Origin of the sequence: Nocardia sp. NPDC052001 (assembly GCF_040680615.1) — a bacterium.
GTDB lineage: Bacteria > Actinomycetota > Actinomycetes > Mycobacteriales > Mycobacteriaceae > Nocardia.
Genome location: NZ_JBFAXC010000023.1, coordinates 1 through 21,145, shown reverse-complemented (window position 1 = coordinate 21,145; position 21,145 = coordinate 1). Strand labels below are relative to the sequence as shown.

17 protein-coding genes are annotated in these 21,145 nt (G+C 65.9%); 9 read left to right on the top strand and 8 right to left on the bottom strand.

Annotated elements, in window-relative coordinates; translation table 11 throughout:
• Positions 1-2 precede the first annotated feature (2 nt).
• The gene (locus AB0L82_RS42720) at positions 3-980 is read right to left on the bottom strand and encodes a hypothetical protein (protein WP_364651057.1); all 978 of its coding nucleotides are present in this window, start codon (positions 978-980) and stop codon (positions 3-5) included.
• Between the two features lie 145 nt (positions 981-1,125).
• On the opposite strand from AB0L82_RS42720, the gene AB0L82_RS42715 reads away from it, so the two are divergent.
• On the top strand, positions 1,126-2,367 hold the full coding sequence (locus AB0L82_RS42715) for a helix-turn-helix transcriptional regulator (protein ID WP_364651054.1): 1,242 nt from the start codon (positions 1,126-1,128) through the stop codon (positions 2,365-2,367).
• 79 nt (positions 2,368-2,446) lie between these two features.
• Positions 2,447-3,043, top strand: a complete 597-nt coding sequence (locus tag AB0L82_RS42710; RefSeq protein WP_364651051.1) for a TetR/AcrR family transcriptional regulator — start codon at positions 2,447-2,449, stop codon at positions 3,041-3,043.
• Between the two features lie 99 nt (positions 3,044-3,142).
• Here AB0L82_RS42710 and AB0L82_RS42705 read toward each other — a convergent pair whose 3' ends face one another.
• Positions 3,143-4,711: a hypothetical protein gene (locus AB0L82_RS42705; protein ID WP_364651048.1), complete on the bottom strand. Its 1,569-nt coding sequence runs from the start codon at positions 4,709-4,711 to the stop codon at positions 3,143-3,145.
• 223 nt (positions 4,712-4,934) lie between these two features.
• Between AB0L82_RS42705 and AB0L82_RS42700 the strand changes: the two genes are divergently transcribed.
• The 3 genes from AB0L82_RS42700 to AB0L82_RS42690 are packed head-to-tail and all read left to right on the top strand — an operon-like array spanning position 4,935 to position 8,989.
• Positions 4,935-5,747 (top strand): enoyl-CoA hydratase-related protein, encoded by an 813-nt coding sequence (locus tag AB0L82_RS42700; RefSeq protein ID WP_364651045.1) that lies wholly within the window; start codon positions 4,935-4,937, stop codon positions 5,745-5,747.
• Positions 5,744-6,703: an SDR family NAD(P)-dependent oxidoreductase gene (locus tag AB0L82_RS42695; protein WP_364651042.1), complete on the top strand. Its 960-nt coding sequence runs from the start codon at positions 5,744-5,746 to the stop codon at positions 6,701-6,703. The genes AB0L82_RS42700 and AB0L82_RS42695 overlap by 4 nt, the downstream gene beginning before the upstream one ends.
• Positions 6,704-6,754: 51 nt before the next feature.
• Positions 6,755-8,989: an acyl-CoA dehydrogenase gene (locus AB0L82_RS42690; protein ID WP_364651039.1), complete on the top strand. Its 2,235-nt coding sequence runs from the start codon at positions 6,755-6,757 to the stop codon at positions 8,987-8,989.
• Positions 8,990-9,056: 67 nt separating this feature from the next.
• Here the strand turns inward: AB0L82_RS42690 and AB0L82_RS42685 are convergent, their stop codons facing one another.
• On the bottom strand, positions 9,057-10,682 hold the full coding sequence (locus AB0L82_RS42685) for an MFS transporter (protein ID WP_364651036.1): 1,626 nt from the start codon (positions 10,680-10,682) through the stop codon (positions 9,057-9,059).
• A 553-nt stretch (positions 10,683-11,235) separates the two neighbouring features.
• Between AB0L82_RS42685 and AB0L82_RS42680 the strand changes: the two genes are divergently transcribed.
• Complete coding sequence (locus AB0L82_RS42680) at positions 11,236-12,003, top strand: SDR family NAD(P)-dependent oxidoreductase (RefSeq protein ID WP_364651033.1); 768 nt, start codon at positions 11,236-11,238, stop codon at positions 12,001-12,003.
• Positions 12,004-12,534: 531 nt separating this feature from the next.
• Here AB0L82_RS42680 and AB0L82_RS42675 read toward each other — a convergent pair.
• Positions 12,535-13,203, bottom strand: coding sequence for a hypothetical protein (locus tag AB0L82_RS42675; protein WP_364651030.1), 669 nt, complete (start codon positions 13,201-13,203; stop codon positions 12,535-12,537).
• Positions 13,204-13,478: 275 nt separating this feature from the next.
• On the opposite strand from AB0L82_RS42675, the gene AB0L82_RS42670 reads away from it, so the two are divergent.
• Positions 13,479-13,949 carry an NUDIX domain-containing protein gene (locus tag AB0L82_RS42670; RefSeq protein ID WP_364651028.1) on the top strand — a complete coding sequence of 157 codons (471 nt, stop codon included), beginning with the start codon at positions 13,479-13,481 and terminating at the stop codon, positions 13,947-13,949.
• A 28-nt stretch (positions 13,950-13,977) separates the two neighbouring features.
• Here AB0L82_RS42670 and AB0L82_RS42665 read toward each other — a convergent pair whose 3' ends face one another.
• Positions 13,978-15,153 carry a Fic family protein gene (locus AB0L82_RS42665; RefSeq protein WP_364651025.1) on the bottom strand — a complete coding sequence of 392 codons (1,176 nt, stop codon included), beginning with the start codon at positions 15,151-15,153 and terminating at the stop codon, positions 13,978-13,980.
• 227 nt (positions 15,154-15,380) lie between these two features.
• Here AB0L82_RS42665 and AB0L82_RS42660 point away from each other — a divergent pair, with 227 nt between their 5' ends.
• Positions 15,381-18,500, top strand: a complete 3,120-nt coding sequence (locus AB0L82_RS42660; RefSeq protein WP_364651022.1) for a DUF4132 domain-containing protein — start codon at positions 15,381-15,383, stop codon at positions 18,498-18,500.
• Here the strand turns inward: AB0L82_RS42660 and AB0L82_RS42655 are convergent.
• The 3 genes from AB0L82_RS42655 to AB0L82_RS42645 form a co-directional block, all read right to left on the bottom strand.
• Positions 18,490-18,774, bottom strand: a complete 285-nt coding sequence (locus tag AB0L82_RS42655) for a hypothetical protein (RefSeq protein ID WP_364651019.1) — start codon at positions 18,772-18,774, stop codon at positions 18,490-18,492. The two genes, AB0L82_RS42660 and AB0L82_RS42655, sit on opposite strands and share 11 nt — an antisense overlap.
• Positions 18,775-18,919: 145 nt before the next feature.
• Positions 18,920-19,375 carry a nitroreductase/quinone reductase family protein gene (locus AB0L82_RS42650; protein ID WP_364651016.1) on the bottom strand — a complete coding sequence of 152 codons (456 nt, stop codon included), beginning with the start codon at positions 19,373-19,375 and terminating at the stop codon, positions 18,920-18,922.
• Between the two features lie 254 nt (positions 19,376-19,629).
• The gene (locus AB0L82_RS42645; protein ID WP_364651013.1) at positions 19,630-20,202 is read right to left on the bottom strand and encodes a hypothetical protein; all 573 of its coding nucleotides are present in this window, start codon (positions 20,200-20,202) and stop codon (positions 19,630-19,632) included.
• A 393-nt stretch (positions 20,203-20,595) separates the two neighbouring features.
• Between AB0L82_RS42645 and AB0L82_RS42640 the strand changes: the two genes are divergently transcribed.
• Entirely contained in the window at positions 20,596-20,916 is a 321-nt protein-coding gene (locus tag AB0L82_RS42640; protein ID WP_364651010.1) for a hypothetical protein, read from the top strand.
• Positions 20,917-21,145 lie beyond the last annotated feature (229 nt).

Below are 21,145 nucleotides of genomic sequence, written 5' to 3'. Positions count from 1 at the left end.
TTTCAGTCGATGTTGCTTTGTTGGTCGGTCCAGTGCGGGTTGTGCAGGAATTCGCCTGTCCCCGACACGAATACGCGGTGCGCCTGGGAATCGCCGCGCAGCCGGTCCATGAACCAGGCGGTCAGATAACCGAGGTAGCCCTCGACACCGTCATTGCAGCCCAGGTTCGTACAGCCGGGCTGACCCTGAATGTCGTTGTGGCTGGCATTGATCAGGGACGCGCGGGCCTTGGATATCGATGCGGGTAGCGCGTCGTAGACGCCTTGCATGGCTCCGCCGGTGGTCCCGGTGGTGGGGACCGGATCCGCGGTGCCGCTGATGAGCAACACCGAGCCCGAGATCACAGTGGTGGGGATATCGCAGACGTTCTGTCCGGGAATCAGCGGCGGCAGGCTCGCACACAGACTCTGCGAGGGCATTTCGATGGTGACCGCGGTCTTGATCAGGCCGTTCGAGCGCGCGGCCGCGTTGAGTGTGCCGAGTCCGCCCTGGGAGTGGCCCATCGCGCCGACCGCGCCGGTGTCGAGCTTTCGATAGAACTCGCTGCCCGGATCGCTGTTCTGCTGCGTCAGATAGCTCACCCCGTCGAGCATTTGAGCGCCCGTGCCGGTGTTGGTCAGATCGGGCGCGATCACTACGAATCCCCAGGAGGCCAGGTGCCGCAGCAGATAGTCGTATTCGCGGGGATGCGCCAGCGTGCCGTTCCCCCAGGCGATGATCGGAGCGCGGGTCGCGCTCGCGCCGAGGTCGGCCGGATACCAGATGTCGAAGACGTCCCCGGTGGAACTGCAGCAGTCGGTTCCGGCCCGCGTGGTCACCGGATGCGGCCCCGCCGCGTGATAGGTGGTCTCGATGGTTCCGGCGGGTTGGTAGGGCGCGGCCTGGGCTGGCGTTACGGACGAGATCGCGGCGAAGGACAGCGCGATCACCGCCGCGACGGTATGGACACGGCCGCGCTGCCGTGTGTATGTGTGGTTCACGAGCGCCGACGTTAAGGCCGTTCGGTACGGTCCAGACCCGGCTGCGATCGTTCTGCAGACAGTTGCAGACGGCGACGGCCGGCAGACGTATTCTGGCGAAATGTTCGATCCGGCATGACCGGACGGCGTGCGGAGAGGCGGGCGCATGAGTGAGATCGGGCGCGCGCTGCGCACGGCGCGGCTGGCCGCGGGGCTGAGTCTGCAGGGTATGGCCGCGCGCACGAACTATTCCAAGCCCTACCTCGGGCAGCTCGAGACGGGCGCCCGTGTCGTTCGGCCCGAACACGTGACCGCCTACGAGTCGGCGCTTGGGACCTCGCTGAGTCCGCTGTACGCGCGACTGCCGGTGCTCGCGCGCACCGAGGGTGAGCTGTCGATCGACCTGGCGTCATTGCTGTTGCCGATCGTGCCCAGCGGCGGCGTATCGGGGTTCGCGCTCGCGGAGCTGAGTGCGGCTGAACGACTGGCGATGTGGGCGCGCGGGCTGCAATGGTCCGAATCGAGCCCGCCGCGCGGTGCGGTGCTCGACTGGCTGGAGGTGAATCTTCCCCGCCTGCAACAGATCCCACCCGGCACCGCCCGCGCGGAGCAGTCCCTGCGGGTGGGCGCCGAGCTCGCGGATATCGCCGCCTGCATGTGCTGGGATATCGAGGACACCGACGCCGCACGCCGGTTCTACCTGAGTTCGGCACGCCTGGCCCATACCGCGGGCGACCCCGCCTTGGCCGCCGCCGCCCTGGCGGGATTGGCCATGCAGTACCTCGACCAGGGCCGCCCCGAGGACGGTTTGGAGGTGGCGCACTCGGCGCAGTACATCGCCAGGCGGTGCGCGCCGCCGCGCTTGCGGGGCACCCTGGCGCATCTGCTCGCCACCGCGTACGGCATCGTCGGCGATAGCGCGGCGTTCGAACGAGAAACCGCCTACGCCACGGAGTGTCATCTGGAAGCGGCCGAGTACCCGCTCGCGGATACCGCGCTCGACCGGAGCCTGACCGCGCTCAATCTGTGCTTCCTGCTCGGGCCCCGACGCACCTGGCCGGGGCGGGGCAGACAATCCGAACTGCTCGCCCCCAGCTATCGCCGCCTGGCCGAAACTCGCCCGAGCCTGGCTGAGGCAGCATTCGGAATGGATCGAACTCCCGTGCCCGCCAACATGATTCATCCCGCAGTGACGGTGACATCCAATGCCCGTCTGCAGGTTATGCTGGGTGAGCCCGAGCGCGCCGCCGAACTCGCCGCAGCCGCCCTCGCACTGGCCGGACCCCGGGCGGCGGGCCGTACGGCGGCACGGCTACGCGACTTCCATCACGAATCACTGGTGTTCGCAGCAGTTTCCGATATTCGCACGGTGCGCGCCGCCGTCGCCGATATCACGATCGGCCGATGAGCCGGGCACGGTGCGCCTCGGCCGCTCCACTCCGGGGCCTGGATCGATCGAGAATAACGTAACAGTCTACAATGTAATTGTGACTTCGGACAATGCACCGCGGCCCGGGCGGCCCCGCGACGCTGACAAGGACCTCGCGGTACTCATCGCCGCGCGCCACCTGCTTGCCGAAGTCGGCTACCCGCAAACGACCGTGGTCGCGATCGCCAAACGCGCCGGGGTGAACACTCCGGCGATCTATCGCCGCTGGCCCACGCGACAGGCATTGCTGGAGGAGGCCATTCATGGTCCGGGCGGGCACGCGCCGCCCGAGCCGACCGGCGATCTGCGCGCCGACCTGGCCACCTGGGTGCGGATCTTTCTGGTCCGCGCCGAAAGTCCGGCAGCCCGGGCGGGCGTGCCCGGACTGCTCGCCGATTCCCAGACCGAGGAGGCGCGGCGCCGTCTGCTGGCCATCGGGGCTCCGGCCCGCAAGGCATTCGCCGAACTGCTCGGCGGCGCGGTGGACGACGGTCGCATACCGCCGGGTGCCGATCCGGAGCTGCTCTTCGAGATCCTCTCCGGCGCAACGACATTCCACGCCCTGCTGCGAGGCGGCGAGGATGCCGAGCGATTCGTCTCCGGTGTCGCCGACGCGCTGTATGTCATGGCCGCGCACGGGGTGCGATCACGGTGACGGCTGCGGCCCCGCGCGTCGCTGCGTAGAGCCGCGTGCCGTCTGGACGAAGCAGCTAATCCGCTGCGGGGCAGCGTCTTTCGTCGATCCGGTGCGCTTCTAGGAGCCGACCGTCGAATGCTGGTCAGCCGGAGGGGTGTATACCCGCGGGTCGAGATCCAATGTAAGGAAACCGTTGTCCGCGCACGATGCCCACAATTGCGAGCCGTGCCACTGCGGCGCCGACATGCACCAGTCGCTCGAGAGATCGCCGAGCACGATCTGATCGCCACGCGGACCCATGGCCCGGGCCTGATCGAACGCGCCCCGGTCCATCGCCTGGGTCACCGATTGCAGACTAAGTAGCGGCAGCCCGATGACCGACGCCAGCGCGTGCGGCGAATTCCACAGTTCGGCATTGTGCCCGGTACGCGCGGGCGGGTTGTAGTAGGCGATCTCCCGAACCTGGGACGGATCGCGCACATCGAAGACTCGGACGCCGGAGGAGATCCAGCCGCATGCCAGCGCGGTGGGATCGACCGGCCGATCGGCGGCGCAGTAGTGCGAATCATAGGCGAAGATGGAACCGCCCATACCCGAAGCGATTGCGCTGGTACGGTTTTCGATCAGATTGATCTCGAGTTTGATCGAGTTCACCACTTTCGGGTGGAGGTCGTCGGAGATGTCGATGAGCTTGACCCCGCCGGATCCGGCCTCATCGGCGGCGAACACGTACGGGGTGCCGCCGTAGCTGACCGGGATGGCATGCTGGGTCGCCATACCGTCGGTCCAGGTCAGCTGGGTCAGCACCGGTACCTGCGGATTCGGGTCGCGGCGCTGCACGGCGCTGATGTCGAGCACGCTCATACCGCCCGCGTTGTTCGCCAGATACAGGCGATTGCCATCGTCGCTGATACCCATCCCGTGCATGGAGGTTCCGGGCATGCCCTGCCAGATGACATGCGGCTGAGCCGGATCGGTGAGGTCGATGGCACTGACGATGCCCGGGATGGTGCCCGAGGACCAGTAGGTCATACCGTCCGGGGAGAACCCGCCCTCGTGCCCGGTGAGCGGTACGAGCATCGACAAATTGGTGCCGGGGCCCGGATTGAGCAGAACCGGATGCGCACAGTCCGAGATGTCGTAGACCGAGATCAGCCCGTACCCCGTCATCGCCGGAACCCCGACGCCCACCAGCAGTTTGCGAGTCTCGTTGACTTTCAGGCTCTCCCAGGTGCCCGCGAGCATCGCCGGTTCGGTGAGGTTGGCGGTGGGCACCGGATTCGCCGGATCCGAAACGTCCAGCACCTGTACGCCGGTCGCGGGTCCGAGCAGATCACCGGGGAAGAAACTGCCCAGGTACACGCAGTGGTCGAAACCGGTGGAGGTGACACCGCCACCGCGCCCGGCGAAGCCGCCGACGCGAGTGAGGTTGCAGCTGTAGCCGAGTGTGCTGCGTCCACTTCCGCGGTCGGCGGCCGAGACATCACCCTGGATGCCGGTTTCGGTCAGCGAGGCGTCGCGGCAGTCCGCGCGGGGGACGGCGGTATCGGCGATGTCGTGCAGCTCCTGTACGACATCGGCGGGGTTGTCCGGTGGTTGCGCGAATCCGTTGCCCAGTGGAAGCAGTGTTGCGGCCGCGACGACGACCAGGGAACGCCTGGTGCGGCGAGTAGGGAGAGATCTCATGATGTGCCCTCGACGGTGAGGGTGCCTTTCTCTGGATGCCGATGGAACCGAGGCAAGATCGGCCGCCGCTTCCGCTTGCCGGTGTATCTGTCCTGATCTCGGCCCGACGGCGTAACCGAAACCCGACGTGATGCCGGACACACGGCAATAACGTAACATGCTACTATGTAATTGTGAGCGTCGATCCCGAGGAGGGCTTCATCTCCGCGTCGAAAGATCGCCCATGAGCGAGCTGCATGTCGAAATAGATTCCGGCGTAGCGGTTTTGACCCTGAATCGGCCGGAGCGGCGCAATGCCTTCACAAGCACGATGGGCCGCGCCCTCGGCCGGGCATACCGCGATCTCGATGCCGAGGACTCGGTGCGTGTGCTCGTGTTGACCGGAGCCGCACCGGCATTCTGTGCCGGAGCCGATCTCTCCGGAGGCGGGACGACGTTCCGAAGCCCGGACAGCGCAACGTTTTCCGCCTCGCCGGTCGATCCGCCCGCGTTCGCCTTGCGCAAACCTGTCATCGCCGCGGTCAACGGCCATGCCATCGGTATCGGCATGACACTGGCCATGCAGGCCGATATCCGCTTCGTCGCCGCCGACGCCCGATACGCCATTCCGCAGGTGCGACTCGGGGTGCTGCCCGATGCCATGGCGCATTGGACCGTGGCCCGGGTCGCCGGAATGGCAGTCGCGGCGGAAATTCTGTTGTCCGGCAGGACATTCGATGGCGCAGAGGCATGTCGGCTGGGATTGGCCAGTCGCGCCCTGCCCGCCGCCGATGTACTTCCGGCCGCGCTGGAAATGGCCCACGACATGGCAGTCAACGTTGCGCCGATGTCGGCCGCCCTGTGCAAAAGACTGCTGTGGGACACCGCGATTCACGGCTACCACCCGAGCCGCGTCGCTGATCTGGAAACCGAACTGCATCTGCGGGTCATGGGCCGCCCCGACGGCGCCGAAGGCGTGCGGGCGCGGCAGGAACACCGCGATCCCCGGTGGTCGGCTCGACTGTCGGCCGAATGGAAGGACCTGACCGATTCATGAACACCACTCCCGGCGTCGTGTCCCGAACCCTCGACGGTGCGGTGCGAACCACCGACGATGTACTCGGCGATGTCGATCTCACCGGTCGCACCGCCGTGGTGACCGGGGCGACGAGCGGGCTCGGGACCGAGACCGCTCGGGCGCTGGCCGCCGCGGGCGCCACCGTCGTTCTGGCCGCCCGCGATTTCGGCGCCGCGATCCGGACCGCTCGCCGGATCCGCGCACTGCACCCGCAAGCCGACCTCGATGTCATAGCCCTGGATCTGACGGACCTGACCAGCGTGCGTACCGCCGCGGGCACGCTGGCCCTGCGCCGATCGGGAATCGATCTGCTCATCAATAACGCGGGGGTGATGTATCCGCCGCTCACCCGGACCGGCCAGGGACTCGAATTACAGTTCGCCACCAACCATCTCGGGCATTTCCTGCTGACCACCGAACTGCTGCCGGTGCTGGCCGCCACCGGCGCACGGACCGGGACCACGGCGCGGGTGATCACGGTGTCCTCCGACGCGCACCGCGCGTATCCGATGAATCTGGACGATATGCAGTTCCTCGCGCGTCCGTACGACAAGTTCATCGCCTACGCGCAGTCGAAGGCGGCGAATGTGCTCATGACCGTCGAAGTCGACCGGCGGATGGCCGGCGAGCCGGTCGCGGCCTACGCCGTGCATCCGGGTATTTGCGTAACAGGCTTGGCGCGCTTCATGTCTCGGGACGACTTCGATCGCATGCGCCAGCTCACCGTCCGCACCCCCGGGCGGCTGGCCAATCCCAAAACGATCGAACAGGCCGCCGCGACTTCGGTATGGGCTGCCACCGCAAGCGAATTGGACCGGCGCCGCGGTGTGTATCTGTCCGATTGCGCGGTCGGCAAGGCCGCGGACCATGCCACCGATCCGGACACCGCACATGAGCTGTGGGAACTGTCCACGCGACTTCTCGCGCGGCGCTGACCTTTCCGGATTGCTTGTGGTACTGCATATTTCATTCTCAGGAGAATCGCCATGCCCCTTGCAGTGGACGCCGACCAGCACGCGCTGGCAGAGTCCGTCGCCGCCTTCGCCCGCAAGCTCGCGCCGATTTCGCACACCCGCGAGCACCTGCACCACTACGCCGCTGGGAGCGTGGACACCGAGGTCTGGGCGGCGCTGTGCGCGCAGGGCCTGCACAGCCTGCACCTGCCCACCGAGTACGGCGGTGACGAATGCGGACTCGCTACGCTCGCCGTGGTCGCCGAACAATTGAGTGCGGCACTGTTTCCCGGCCCGTACCTGTCCACGGTCACCGCGAGCGCGCTGGCGATGCTCGCCGAATCCGGTGCCGAGCAACTATTGGAAGACTTCGGGGCGGGTACGACCGGTGCGGTGCTGACCGGGCACGGGGTGCGGGCTACGCGCACTCCCGAGGGGTGGATGGTATCCGGGGATTCCGATCCGGCACCGGGATTGCCGGGCGTCGAGCGCGTGCTGGCGCGTGCCGATATCGACGGCACTCCCGATGCGAGCCTGTGGTTTTGGTTCACCACCGCCGACACCTCCGATGCTGTGCGGATGATCACGAGCGAGTCCGTCGACCTGACCCGGTCGGTCGGCCACGCCGAATTCGACGACTACCCGGTCCGCGCGACCCGGGTGCTCGACGGGATCGATCCCGCCGCCGCGGAACTGTGGACGGTCGCGCTGGCGGCGGCTGAGGCGAGCGGGGTATCCACCTGGTGCCTGGATACCGCGGTCGAATACATCAGTGTGCGAAAGCAATTCGGTCGCCCGATCGCCAGCTTTCAAGCCGTTGCGCACAAGGCGGCACGCATGCTGGTTCGGGCGGAAGTCACCACCGCGGCGGCATGGGACGCCGCGCGCGCGGACACCCAGCCGCCCGCACAGCAACGCCTGGCGGCCGCGCATGCCGCCCGCACCGCCATGCCCGCCGCGATCGATCAGGCACTCGAGTGCATCAGCCTGCTCGGCGCCATCGGATTCACCTGGGAACACGACGCCCATCTGTATTGGCGCCGAGCGATCAGCCTGGCCGCGGCGATCGGTGGCGAAGACCTCTGGGCGCGCCGACTGGGGGAGCGCGCCCTGATCGCGCAGCGTGACTTCTCCTTCGTAACACCGCGGTCGCTCCCGGACCTGCGCGAGCGGGTCGGGGCGGTTCTCGACGCGGTGGCCGCCCTGCCCGACGATGAAATGCCCTCTGCCGGTTGGGCTCCCGCGCGCGGGGCCGCTCGCCGCGCCCTCCTGGTCGCCGCCGGTCTGGTCGCACCGCACTATCCGCGCCCGTACGGCTTGGCCGCGGGCCCGGACGAACAGGCCGTGATCGCCGAGGAATTCGCCCGACGCGAGCTCACCCAACCCGAACTCGGCATCGGCGGCTGGGTGCTGCCGACCCTGCTCGACCACGGCAGCCCCGCCCAGCGCGAGCGCTTCGTCGCCGATACCCTGCACGGGCGCATTATCTGGTGCCAACTGTTCTCCGAACCCGGTGCGGGCTCGGACCTGGCCGGATTGTCCACCATCGCAACCAAAGTCGATGGCGGGTGGACGTTGAATGGGCAGAAGGTCTGGAATTCTCAGGCCCAGGAAGCGGATTGGGCGATCTGCCTGGCCCGTACCGACCCTTCGGCGCCCAAACACGCGGGCCTGACCTACTTTCTGATCCGCATGGACAGCGCGGGCATCGACGTTCGACCGCTGCGGCAGGCGACCGGAATCTGGGAATTCAACGAGGTCTTCTTCGACGAGGTATTCGTCCCCGACAGTCAGGTCGTAGCCAACCCCGGCGACGGCTGGCGCATCGCCGCGGGCACGCTGTCCAGCGAGCGACTGGCCATGGGCTCGGCCACATTCGGTCATGGCTCGAGCGCGCTGGCTCGCCGACTGCTCGAATCGGGTGACCACACCGGCTCGCGCGAGGACGCCCTGCACGTTCTGGGCCGCACCACCGCACTCGAACTCTCGGTCGCGGCGTTGAACCTGCGCAACGCGCTGACGCTCCTGCACGGGGTAGCCGACGGCAATGCCGTCGGTAACAGTGTCCGCAAGGTCTGGCACGCTCTCGCCCAACGCGAGGCATCTCGCGCCGTGACCTCGATCCTGGGCCCGCGCGCTGCCCTGGGCGATCCGGACCAGCCCTACGCCGTCGACTTTCTCGGCCTGCCCGCCGTCATGTTCGGTGGCGGCACCATTGAGATCCAGCTCGATATCATCGCGCGGCGGGTGCTGAAATTGCCTCGCTGACAACGTGTCTCAATGACACTACCCCGACTCCGGCGCCACTGGTGCCGGAGCCGGGGTAGTTCGGTGATCAGAACGCGGTGCCACCGGTGGCCGGAGTGCGCCCGGCCTTCATGATCAGCGCGCCGATCAGCGCGATCGCCGAGGTGATCACCACGAAGTAGAAGCTGATCTCATAGCCCCGGTCCGCGAAGATCAGCGGAATCTCTTGCGTAACTGCAGGTCTGCCCGCCACCGTCACCTCCGCCACGACCGGATTCGCGTTCAGGAACGCGGTGGCGATCGCGATTCCGATGGCCACGCCCATCGCCTGCATGACGCCCAGCATGCCCGAACTGATGCCCTGCTGTTCGGCGGGCACCGCCTCCACGATCAGATTGGGCATGGTGGCGTAGTACAGCGCGAAGCCCACACCGGTGACCGCGCCGATCACCGCCATGGTCACCCACCCGTGTCCCAGTGCGGCATAGGCGATTCCGGTGCCGACGAAGACCGCCAGTGCCACGACCAGTGGCCGGCGCCCGCCGACCCGGCGAATCCACAGACCGCCCAGGAATCCGAACAGCATGGCGATCAACGACTGCGGCAGCGTCACATGGGTGGCGAAACGCATCAGGCTGAAGCCCTCGCCGTAGCTGTAACCCGGATTCAATTGCACTTGAACCATATCCGGCGGCAACTGCGCGAGGACCAGATCCTCGGGCACATGCACCGCACCGGGCGGCAGCTCCGCACCGGGCGGCAACGCGGCCTTGGCCTGTGCTTCGGCCTGCGCCTGCGCCTGGGCGAGCGCTTGGGACTTGACCTGGTCGTAGGTCGCGGCCTTGGCCTGGGCCACGATCTCGGACGCGGGCGGAGACTGAATCATGTACGCGGGTCCGTAGGACTGCACACCGATCATCAGCGAGCCCAGCAGCGCGATGAACAGCACCACGCTCACGCGCGGGGTGAACAGTAGCTTCATATCCATAATCGGCTGGCGCGCACGTATTTCCACGATCGGGAACAACGCCAGTAACGCCAGCCCGCCGATCAGCCAGGCAAGTGTGGTCGGCCGCAGCCATCCCCAGTCCTGGCCCTTGTCCAGATAGATCAGGGTGAGGGTCGCGCCGCCGCCGAGCAGCACCACCCCGAGCGTGTCGAGCCGTTGCGGAGTACGCAGTTTGGTCTCGGGCACACCGACGATCAGCAGCGGAATCATGATCAGGGTGAAAATGAACAGAAACCAGAACATCCCGCGCCAACTGGTGTGATCGGTGATGTAGCCCCCGATCAGCGGACCGATCAGCGCCGAGACGCCCAGACCGGTGGAGGCGATGCCCAAACCGACCGGAACCAGCCTGCGCGGCATGAGATCTCGGATCAGGCCGTACGACACCACGGTGGTCGCGATGGCCGTGGCCTCGAGGGCGCGCCCCAGTAGAAACAGCCCCCAGTTACTGGTGACCGCGCACACCGCGGTGCCGATCAGGAACAGCACACCGCACACCAGGAACAGTCTCTTCTTGCCCCAGATATCGCTGAGCTTGCCGATCAGCGGTGAGACCGCGGCGCCGACGACGCCGAAAACGATGATGGCCCAATTGATGTTGGCGCCTTGGTCGGGGAACGATGGAGCGATCTGCCGCAGCGCCGCGGAGACCATCACATACTGCATCGGGGATATCTCGGTGAACAGCACGATCACGGCGAGCACCGAGTAGATCCTGTATTTCGATGCGCCATCGAGTCGGGCGGAATCGTCAAGATCGGGACTCGCGGGTCCTGAATTGTCGACAGAGGTGGACATGAAGCGTCCTCCGGAAGTGGATGAATAACACGTCGGCGTGAAACGTGTCACACCCCTGGCCGGTGCGGCTGCGGGGGATTCCACTGAGCGGGACTCGGGAATGCGGCCTTCTTTGAAATATGCCTATTCGGAATAGAATTGGACGGAAATACCACGGTGCGATGCCCGGTACCACCCAACCCACAGTGGGCTGGCCGACCGATACGCTGCCGAGCGATATCGGATCGCTCACGATCGGGGCGTATTCGACCGAGCGGTTTTCGGCCCATTGCACGAACGAATGCCGCCGCAGTTGTAATAACTGCACTGACCTGCACATTCGTCAGTGTTGATGCGATCACATCCGCTCGCTTGTCGCTGAAATACCAACTACCTTCGCGCGGGGATCGCCGAAAGCGGGTCCTGTGTGTAAACCGGAGGGCTCATGAGGGGCGCTCCGCTGTCGAGAGGACCAATCACCGTGGAGATTTCCGGCTCCGCCGCCATCGTCACCGGAGCTGCTTCCGGCCTCGGTGCGGCCACCGCCACCCGCCTCGCCGCCGCCGGCGCCACCGTCTTCGGCCTGGACCTGGCTCAGTCGATCGAGCGCGCCGGGGACAACGCTCCGGCCGGGGTCACCTTGGTTCCGACCGACGTCACCTCCGCTGACGAGGTGGCCGCCGCGGTGGCTCAGGTGGTGGAATCCGGTGTGCCACTGCGCATCGTCGTCAACTGCGCCGGTGTGGGCTGGGCGGGACGCATCGTCTCCAAGCACGGTCCGCACGATCTCGAGCTGTTCCGCACGGTCATCACCGTGAACCTGCTGGGCACCTTCAACGTCATGCGCCTGGCCGCGGACGCCATCTCCAAGACCGAGCCGGTCGACGAGTACGGCTCGCGCGGGGTCATCATCAACACCGCCTCGGTCGCGGCGTTCGAAGGCCAGATCGGCCAGATCGCCTACTCCGCCTCCAAGGGAGGCGTCGCGGCCATGACCATCCCGGCCGCACGTGACCTGGCGCAGTTCGGCATTCGCGTCAACACCATCGCCCCTGGCACCGTCGACACCCCGATGCTCGCGGGCATGAACCCCGAATACCGCGCTGCCCTGGCAGCCGGAATCCCCTTCCCGTCCCGCCTGGGCCGTCCCGACGAGTACGCCCAACTCGCGCAGTACATCACCGAACACGACTACCTGAACGGCGAAACGATCCGCATGGACGGCGCCCTACGCATGGCCCCACGCTGACATCGGGGCGGTGTCAGCGTGGTGGCCGAAGCCGCATCCGTTCCAGAACCCGAATCCGGAGTGTCTGCACCTGCCGACCCCTCCTGGGGTATTTGGCTGTTGGGTGCGCGCGTTCCAGGCGGGCACTCGACAAAGGCTCCCCGCGTTACAGGGGAAATGCGGTGTCTAGCTGCAGCACAACCGATCTCGATAGGTCCTATAACGAAGCTGTGATCGAAAACGGGGTGTTTCTGTGCCGCAAGTCTCCTAATCCTTGGTCTCACCGGCTGCAGGGTGCGAGAGTTTCAGTCCGACAACCACCACATCGCTGAGCAATGCGCGATCACGTATCGCGGTAAGACGCCTGAGCCCCTGGACGAGGTTGCGAGCGCGCCCAGCACGCAAGCAAGAACGCGGTGACGTTCGCGAACGTCAGACATCCAGCCCGCCGGGGTTGCAGTTAAGGCCCCGGCGCTCCAATCGCATCGCAGCACTACGACGTAAATATCGCGAGAGAGTGATGCCTCGGTCGGACTCGGGTCCGGGGCGTCACTAGTCTTCAGGCGGGTGTACCAGACGAAGCATCGCCCGACGGCGACGCGCGACCTCCTCTGCGCCGATTATCTCGGCGCGCACCGAATCGGCATGTGGTGCAATATCGTCCAAGACTTCTCGGACGGCTGCTGCTTCCGGCAATCGCATCGACTGGAGTTGTTCGTGAAACTCCCGATCTAGCTCAGCCCCAGCGTTTCGAAGTTCCTTCAACTTGTTTTGTCGCTCTCCCCGCAAAGTTGAGATCCGAATACTGAGGTCGAGAAGCTTCGGCACCTCGACCAAACCTTTGACCACCGCCGCGCCAAATCCTCCGGTGGCAAGGAAGCTGATCACCTCTTGCCAGGGGTTGACTGTGACGCTGCTGGAGATCCTCAGACGCGACCGCGCGAATTCGCCTGGTGACACAATCAGCGTCTCTTGAGTGTCAGGCTTTCTCGCTTCCTGAATGGCATGTTCGGCGACCGCGAGCGAAACCGACGCGAGAACCAGCCTTCGAACGTTGTGCTGTGCCTCGACGACGTTCCCGAAGGTGGCATCGCCGAAATCGACTGAGATCAGTAGCCCTCCGGGCGAATCTAGCGGGATCTCACGGTCGGGCGGATCGACGCCTTCTGCGGCAGCTTCGAAGTAGAGGGGATCGCGGCGTGCGCGGCGGGAGGGCGGCATCGCCGGATCGTACTAAGCTACCAATGGAAGACGCGACCCGTTCAGTCGCGACCTAGTGGAAACGGACTACATCCCCGAGGCTGAAGGTCGTTCCGCGCTCGTTCGTACTGCCGAGCAGTTTGCTGCGCACGTGCTAGTGCCGAATTGTCACGGCCTCCACCGGCTCGCCCGTTTGGCATCTGCGTCGGACCCTCGACGGCGGCCTATTCGACACCTACACAGGCAGTTTCAACGCGGTCTGGACATCGGCCCGGCCAGTGGAAGGGTAGGGGACCATGGCACGCACCGAGTACTACAACGACCCAGCGGCTCCCGAACCCAACAGCCTCGTCGTGGCGGCCTCGGCTGTGGTCGCAGACGACACCGGCCGCATCCTGCTCCAGCGTCGCGCCGACAGCGGCTTGTGGGCGTTGCCCGGTGGCGGAATGGAGATGACAGACAGCCTGCCCGGTTGCGCGGTGCGTGAGGTCAAGGAGGAAACCGGCCTGGACATCGAAATCACCGGCCTCGTGGGCACTTACACCGATCCCCGCCACATCATCGCCTATACCGACGGGGAGGTCCGACGACAATTCAACGTATGCTTCCTCGCACGCGTCGTGGGCGGAGATCTCGCCATCTCCGAGGAGTCCACCGAACTGCGGTTCGTAGCCCCCGCCGAACTCGACCGGCTCGACATGCACCCCACCCAGCGACTGCGGTTGACCCACTACCTTGAGGGACGGTCTACGCCCTATCTCGGCTGAATGCCCGGCGCAGCCGCAGCGTCGCCAATCACGTTGCAGGGCATACTAATTCACTAGCTGTCCGACGCCTGGGCGCGCTGGAGATCGATTCCTCACGCGCACGTTCAGAAGTGGATTTGGTCAGACGAGGTGCCCATGGTGTGGACGTAGGCGATAGGTGCGCTTGTTCCGGGAAGGGTTGTTGATTTCGATGAAGTCCCCGGCAATCCAACTGCGTATCAGGGTGTTTGCCGTGCGCGGGCTGATTCCGAGATGTGTGGCGATCTCCGAGCCGGTGACTACCGCGCTCTCGCGAAAGAGCTCGAGAGTTCGGCGTTGGCGAGGATCGAGCTGTCGGAGAGTGGCGACCGCGTCGCCATGTCTGGTGCCTGGTGTGCGGGCGACCTCGGCGGCGCGGGACCGTACGGAGCGGAGGGCCTGGGATGCTGTCGCAGAAGAAGTTCAGGAATCCGGTGAGATCTGCTTGCGCACGACCCAGGTAGTAGTTGTGTGATGGACCGACGGTCAGTGCGGTGTAGTAGCCGTTGAGGTTACGAGCGTAATGCTCGTCGAGGGAGTAGATGCTCTTCAATCCGTAGCCCGCGCGGTGCAGGACGAGCGTGGTGAGAAGTCGGGCGGTTCGGCCGTTTCCGCCGTCATACGGGTGAATTGTCGCGCATTGGCAGTGGGTGAGTGCGGCGATGAGTGGTGCGGGCAGATCGCTCGCGCGGAGGCGAGTGTTTATCCACTCGAACAGGTCTGCCATCAGTTCGGGGACATCGGATGCTACGGGTGGCAGATAGACTGTGCGACCAGTGGCGGCTTCACGAATCACGTTCTGACCCGACCGATATGGCGTCGGCGTCCACTCCCCGGACATGACGAGCCCATGGACGCCCCTGAGTTCGAGTTCGGTGATCGAGCCGCCCGCAGCGGCCAGGGCTTCGATCTGCTCGAGCGCACGGTAGTAGTTGCGGGCCTGGGCCTCATCACGTTCTCGGCACGGGAAGTGGTTTCCAGCAATCACTTCCGCGACCTGGGCCAGTGTCAACCGGTTGCCCTCGATCCGGGTGGAGTAATGGGTGCCCGCCAACCTGGCGGTCTCGCGGAGCGCTGCCAGAACATCGGCATGGATCGGCAGTTCGATGATCGCCTGCCGGTCGGCCTCGATGGCCATGAGCGCGGTCGCGGTCGCAGCACTGATCGTGAAGTTCGGCTGGAACATGACGCCATAGTGGTGACAAACGGTGCACAGCGCATCGCACCATCTCCTTGTTCGGGATCGCTCTTTCGGGCGAACCGTGCCGAAGCCGATCCGTCGCGGGATTGGGTGAGGAGATGTTCTGCGGTGTTCCGTTGCGGCGCAAACGTTTCGTGGTCGCGTAGCCGACGCGGTCGGTGCGCGGGTTGTCGTACCCGATCGTTAAGTTGGTGCGCGAGTAGGACACAACGGTGGGGGAGAGTATGGCTCGCGCGATATCGGTCGATTCCGGTGAGGATGTGTGGCAGGTGCCCGCCGAGTGGCCGGTCGTGCCCGGCCGTGAGTGCGGCGCGCAGGTGGCGCTGGATCCGGAGGTAATGGCGGGGTGGGCGGCGCACTGTTCGGAGGCGGCGGCCGAGGTCGCGGCGTGGGTGGCCGCGCGCGGGACCGAGATGCGCGCGCTGCTCAAGGCCGTCGAATCCGCGGAGCTTCGCGAAAGCGGTCTGGCGGCACTGCAATTCCCGTCGTCGGCGACTCCGCTCGGTGCGGCTGTGGTGGCGCAGATTTCGGCGCTCGTTCCACGCTGGTCCGACGGGAACGCCGCGGTCGCGGATGCCTGGGTCGGCACGTACGGTGTCGCCTTCGCTGCCGAGGCGGCGGTGCGCTTGTCGAGTCTGGACTGGGCGTTGCTCCCGGGGACAAGCACATTCGTTCTGGCTTGGCGGCGTCCCGACGACATCAGCGGCTCGATGTTCACCGCGGTGCTGTTCCGGATGCGCCAGCATCTGGCCATGGCGCCCGAGGACGTCTATCGGGCGGCGGTGGCGCGGCTGTCGGCATTGCGCGATGCGAACGCGCACCCGGTCACCCGGATCGCGACCTCGGTGCTGGCGCCCACCGAACAGCAGTGGGTCGACGCCGATATCCGGGACGCCGGGCGGCCCGCGAGAAATATCAACAACGTGCATCGCATGCTGCTGATGTCGATCACCACAGCCGAGCAGTTCGCCGCGCTGGTCGACAAGACCGAAGCGCCGAGTCCGGGAGGTGGCATCGACCGCGTCCCGCTCTACACCGGCATCGCCCGGCTCGGTGCGGACGCGGCGGCCATGGTGGACCAACTCTCCCGGATCAGCATGTCCGGCTGGGAGCGCAGGTTCATCGACATCTTGGCGTATTTGCCCTCCGATGAGGCGTTTTCGCTGCTGCTGAGCCACGTGAACCCACCGGAGGTGTCCGCTCCGGTCCTGGCGGCGATGGCACGTTTCCCGCGGCGCGCTATGCGGGTGCTGGCCGGATGCGAGCGGCCCAGCCCTGTGGTGCGTGATCTGCGCGAGCGCTACGCCCGCACGCGCCCGGACCTGGCGGCCGAATTCGGAGTTGTGGTTGCCGCGCGCGCGTGGGCAGATCTCGAGTCCCTGCCCGAATCATTGCGCACGCCACTGCATCAGCGGCGCGTGACCCGCACCCGCCCCGCCGTGGACACCTCCGCGTTCGGGCATCGGCCCGTCTCGCTCGACTGGCGGCCCGGCGAACAGGCGCGCTGGGCCACACAGCCGGATCAGCGGCGGTCGGTCAGCCGCGTCGAGAGCGCGAACGCCGCGCAATTCGTGAGCGCGGCCGGGCCGGTCGGCGATATCGACCCCGAAATCCTCATGCCGTTCACCGGAACTCAGGTGACGACGTGGATGGTCGGCTGGCTCAACGGCAAGAAGCACCGCGCCACCGCGCGCCGCTGGTTCGATCGCCATATCGCCACGGCCGCACCGGATCTGATCGCCATGGTGCTCGCCGGCCCGGGCGCCTCCCGAACCGCCGCCGACAAAGCGGTGCGCGCCCTGGCCGATCGGCACCGAGACACGCTGCTGGCGACCGCTGAGCGCGTGGTGCCGCACGCGGTGGACACCGTCACCGCGGTCGTGGACAGCTGGACCGGGCCGAAGCAGATTCCCGCGCTGCCCGAATGGCTCATGCCCGCGGGACTGCCGCCGATTGTCTTGCGCGAGAACGGTTTCGCGGTCCCCGATGCGGCGGTGTGTACGGTGGCCACGATGCTGTCGTTGAGCGACTCGCATGGCAGGCATCCGGGTCTGGCGCACCTGGCCGCGATCGCCGAACCGGAGTCGCTGGCGCGATTCGCCTGGGGGCTGTTCGAGGCGTGGATTTTCTCCGGCATGGCGGAGGGTGGCATCTGGGTGATGCAGGCGCTGGCACTGTTCGGCGATGACGAGATCGCCTGGCGCCTGGAACCGATTGTCCGGACTTGGTATTACAGCGCCGGGTCACCGGCCGAGGCGGCCTTGCGGGTGCTGGTCGCCATCGACAGTGACGCCTCGCTGGCGGTGCTGCATCGAATCTCTCAGCAGGGCAACGCGAAAGCGTTCAAAAAGCACGCGGGCGTGGCCGTGCGCACCATCGCCGACGCGCGCGGGCTGACCAACGACGAATTCGCCGACCGCTTGGTGCCGGACTTCGGGTTGCGTGAGAACGGCGCGATCATCGTCGATTACGGCCCCCGCGCGTTCGTCGTGCGGATCGACCAGCGCCTGAACCCGCTGGTGTTCGACGCGGTGCCCGACGAGCGCGGGGGATGGGTCGCGGCAGAGCGCCGCAAGAGTCTGCCCCGGCCCGCCGCCACCGATGATCCGGACAGGGCCGTGGTGGCATATCAGGACCACACCGCCTTCAAGGAGATTCTCAAAACCACAGCCGCGGAACAGATCACACGACTCGAACAGGCGATGCTGTCGGGGCGGCGATGGACCGCCGCGGAGCATCAGCGGCTGTTCGTCGCGCATCCGGTGTTGCAGCACCTGGTCCGCAGGCTCGTATGGGTGAGCGTCGATGACACCGGCGCGGTCACCGGATCGTTCCGGATCGCCGAGGACGGCAGCCGCGCCGATATCGATGACGAGCTCGTGGGCGTGGCCGACCACACCCTCGTCGGCGTCGCACATCCGGTCCATCTGGGCCAGTCCATCCGGGAGTGGGCGCAAGTGTTCGCCGACTATGAAATCCTCGCGCCCTTCGGGCAATTGGATCGCCCGTGGTGGACCGCGCAGACGCCGGGCTTCGCCGATGCGCTCGACCGCCTCGCCGGTCGGAGCGTGCGCACCGGAACTGTATTGGGCCTCAAGCGATTCGGGTGGCGCTGGCAGGACACCGGCGGGGGACTGGTGACCCGGTTGCGGCGCACACTCGCGGACTCGGTGCACGCCGAGCTGAGCATCGAGCCCGGACTGTGGATGAGCGCGCTGCACGAGCAGGAGAAACAGACCATCACCGCGGTCACCCTCTCCGGGGCGAGCCTGGCTGACCTGGATCCGATCGTCGCTTCGGAGATGCTGCGCGAGCTGCACCTCATGAGTTGATTCGCTTGGTGCGCACCATCGTTGGGCTCTGCAGGTCCGGCGACGCGGTGCGTTCAGCAAGATAGCGGGACCCGACTCCGCACAGCACACCCAGGACCGCGAACGTGACCGCGGCCGCGAGGAACAGCGCGCAGGCGTGAGCGGTGAAACTCGTACCGGTGGCGGGTCCGGCGAGGGCGGCGAACAGTGCGACGCCGAGCGCGCCGCCGGTCTGCCTGCTGGTGACGATATGCGGCGAAGGACCGCCGACGGCACCAAATCGATCGCCGATCATGAAGCGCAGCTTGTCGATTCGAGTGGCACTGTCATCGCTCGCGCACGCCAGGAGCTCTACGTCCAGCTCAATCGAGAGCGGCCTCGGTCACCGGAGCCGTACGCGCCATATGGCCCGCGGGCTCAGGTGATCATCGAGGCCGCAGTCAGGCAGGTTCGCAGATAACGACCGGGATATCCCGCGTAGTGCTGCGCTGATATCCGTCGTACGGGTTGCCGACGCCGCGGGTGATCTCGGGCCAGAGCTCGGCCTTCTCCTGCGTGGAAGCGGTGCGCGCGATGTACGGCTTGGTCTCACCGCGCACAGTGATCTCGACATCGGGATGGGCAACGAGATTCAGATACCAGGCGGGGTTGTGCGACGCTCCGCCCAGCGAGGCGATCACAACGATCCGCTCCGGAGTGAAAATCGGCGCGCTCAACAACGTGGAGCGCCGCTCACCGCTCTTGCGACCGATGGTGTGCAGCTCCAACGTCTGCATCGAGCCGAGCTTGTGCGGCCAGCGACCGCCGGTCAGCTTCAACAGGGTTCGGTGTCCGTTTTCCAGCACCCATGCGCCGGTTTCCGCAACCCAATCGGGGGTCTTCTGTTTGTCGCCCATGGCATCTCCCCTTCAGTTGGCCGGCATCTGCCGTCGACATCTTCGCGAGCGTTGTGACTGCATCATGTGTGGCCGCCCCGAGTCAATGACCGGAGCTGACACGAGCCAGAACGCCCTGCGTTGCCGATGTGAGTCGTAGGACGTGCCAAGCTCGTCTTCCCCGGCCTTCCGATCGGCCGCCTCCGACGAGGTTGAAGGCGGGCCGGTATTGACCGGCCCCGGCCAACGATCAGGGCGACCTCACGAATCGAACCTCAGGAGACCGTGATTTCGATATCCGGCACCGGGAGGTTCGGGCGATCGGTGGTGAGAGACAGGACAACCCGGCCCGGCCCTGTCGGCAGTTCGAACTGTTGTGGGTTCATTTCGAACGTGCTGTTGCCACTGAGCACGGTCGAGTAGGTACCGGTTGCGCCGTTGTCGAGATTTCGCCAATTCACCGAGACGCCGACAGTGCACGGAAGGCCGAATGTCGGTGTCCACTTGTCGAAGGTCAGTTGGCCGGAGACGACTCCGCTCTGGTTATAGCTGGGTCCTGCGAAACTGTTCACTCCACCCCAGCACACGCTGCCCAGGGTCTGCAGAGTGCCGAAGCTGGTTGCCTGCGCCATGGCCGGCCCGGCCGTGGCGAGACTTACCCCGGCGAGTACGGCGACTGTCGCGGCACTGCCGATGATCATCCTCGGGACACGCATTTCGTTCCTTTCTTCTCCATTGTTCGAACAGTTGTCGATATCGGTGGATGCGCCAATTCCCTTGGTCCGCAGCCAGATGCGGACCGCGAGATCTTCGCAGGCGCCGATCTCTATCCTCGCCGATGAGAACACGCATGCTCATCGCCAAAGGCTCTCGCACCTACCGGGCTGCGAGATGACCAGCGCCGGACCGCCGGACGCGATGATGGCGGTCCTTCCTCGTTCCTTCCAGATCGGTCGCGTCGGGTTGTGCCACTTTCACAAGCAAGGACGGAAGCAGTCCGGAAAACCCATCGCCAGGATCGAACACCTGCCAGGCAGTCGGGACCGAATGTGCCTGCGTTTCTGGCTGGAGCTGTCCTCGGATTGGGCTGATCCCGCTCAGGACGCTTTGTTAAGCCGCTTACGAGTCTGTTCGTGCCGGTCGAGCGTGCGGTCGGTCGACCGCACCTTACTGCCGACGTGTAGGACCAGCGCTGGGTATTGTGCTTGTAGCAATCATTGTCGTGGTGAAGACTGAGTCTGGTGAGCGTTCCAGTGGACGAGCAGTATTCGGTCGATATGGCCATTTGTGGTCACGTTCTGCGTCACGTCTATGAAGACGAGACCAGCGCTGAACTGTCAATTGCGGTGCAGCACGGGCAGATTCAGTACACGCTAGTCTCCAGCGCGCAGCCGATCAATTTTCCCGATGACGAACTCGTTCACGCGATCTGCGATCTTGTCGGCCTGCATGAACGGTATAGCTCCGGGCCGAGCGGTGCCGGACTGGCCACGGCCGTGTACCGGTACGACAAGAACCCCGATGGCGGTTGGAGCGCCAGCGCCTCCTACTCCTACGAGTAGGAGCTTTCTGCGCCGCGCCCGCCAGAGTTGAAAACGCACTCTTCTGTCGCGTGGCCCGCTGTACGGATCCGACAACGTGGCGTTCCTGAAAGCCAATGCGCCGAGATCATCTCGGATCGCCGAACGCACTGATCTGCCGATTTCAGTGCATTGCGTTGGGCCTGAGATCGTCAGCGATGCGTGCTTGGCCAATGACCCACGTATGCCGCACGCGGCATTCTGGCCGAAT